2 protein-coding genes are annotated in these 1,438 nt (G+C 66.0%); both read right to left on the bottom strand.

The window, feature by feature from the left end:
• The coding region (locus EN925_RS35650) for an alpha/beta fold hydrolase (RefSeq protein ID WP_128337357.1) at positions 1-647 on the bottom strand (647 nt) is incomplete at its 3' end.
• Entirely contained in the window at positions 640-1,227 is a 588-nt protein-coding gene (locus EN925_RS35645) for an amino acid synthesis family protein (protein ID WP_127367046.1), read from the bottom strand. The genes EN925_RS35650 and EN925_RS35645, both read right to left, overlap by 8 nt.
• Between the last annotated feature and the right edge of the window lie 211 nt (positions 1,228-1,438).

Genomic DNA, 1,438 nt, shown 5'->3' with positions numbered 1-1,438 from the left:
GTCATGAACAGGGCCGGTACGGCCAGCGTCGGCAGGCGGTCGGCATGATCGCCGTCGGCACGAGCGAACAGGCGGTAGGTGCGGGCATAGCCTTCCGGGTCGACCGCGCTCAGTGCGGATGCCGTGTTCCGCGCTGCCGCCTCCAGCTCGGTCGGCACCGGATCGCCGAACCAGCGCGCAATGGTCTGTGCCGTGCCGGCCGTATCGCTGCGCCCGTTGAGCGCCACCGCGCGCTGGCGAACGGCTTCGGCCAGTTCAGGTGGCCGCCGGAACACGGCATTCAGGGAAACGATGCGGCGGACGCGCTCCGGTGCGCGCAGGGCCAACTCCTGGGCAACGAGCGCACCCATCGAATGGCCGACGACGGACACCCGGTCGAGGCCAAGATGGTCGAGCAGGCGAATGGCCTGGTCGGCGTAGTCGGCCAGTTCCGGGTGCTGCGGCGGCAGTGGCGACTGGCCGTGGCCGAGCATGTCGATCGCGATGACGTCGAAGCTGTCGGCCATGCGTTCGAACTGCGGCTGCCAGATCGCGGCGTTCATGCCGACGCCGTGGATGAACAGCACCGGCGTGCCAGCGCCGGCACGGATGAAGCAGGTGCCATCGAACGTTGTGCCCTGTCGCGCCCAGGTGGAAGCGTCAGCCATGCACGTCCCCAAGCTCCTTGAGGTCCTGATAGCGATCGCCGATACGATGATGCGGGCGACCGCCGATCGACGCACCAAGCGCCACCACCAGTTCGTCCGGCGCCGGCGCATCGCCGATCTGGAAATGCACGGTCAGGTAATGCGAGCGCCGTCCTTCGTCATTCTTGTCCATCAGTGGGATCATGATCGGCGTGTTCGGCCCGCCGCGCAGGTTGGTGAAGGCAAGATAGGTCTTGGCGCCGACGGCGCGGCGATAATGATTGCCAAAATGCAGCGTGTGGATCAGCGCCGAGGCATGCTCGATCTCGCCAGACGTGCCGCAAATGGCCGCTTTGCCATAGCCCTCGATCGCCTCGCCGGAACCGGCGACGGCAATGATCTCGCGGGTCAGGATCTCTCCGAGCACCGGCGCGCAGGCGCGGATTTCGGGCGACAGATCGTCGGTGAAGCCGCGTCCCGCCCAAGGGTTCGTCAGCACCGCGGCGACGCCGATCAGGCGCAGCGGCCGCGGTGCAGCCTTGCCGCCTTCGATCAGCGTGTTCTCGGTATAAGTCACGATCTTGCGGATGGCAGGCTGCATGGAATCCTCGGGTCGGCGATCCCAGGGACCGTCCGATCCCTGTATCATCTTATGGTATACCATGCTATGGAGCACCAAGTACCTTGTCAACCGGGCATGGAATCTGTTTTCGTGGCGGTGCAGGAGCCAAGACATGCCCGACGACAACCCTCCCATCGACCGCAGCGCCAAGACCTTGAGAACGCTGGCGCTGGAGCGCATGCGCGCAGCC

The organism is Mesorhizobium sp. M7A.F.Ca.US.006.04.2.1, from assembly GCF_004022915.1.
In the GTDB taxonomy this organism is placed as follows: Bacteria; Pseudomonadota; Alphaproteobacteria; order Rhizobiales; family Rhizobiaceae; genus Mesorhizobium; species Mesorhizobium ciceri.
Note: the sequence above shows the minus strand (reverse complement) of the source record. Positions and strands in the feature narration are given on the sequence as shown.

Bases quoted from the DNA above. Each gene is read 5' to 3' on its own strand.
- EN925_RS35645 (WP_127367046.1), bottom strand. From the start codon at position 1,227: ATGCAGCCTGCCATCCGCAAGATCGTGACTTATACCGAGAACACGCTG.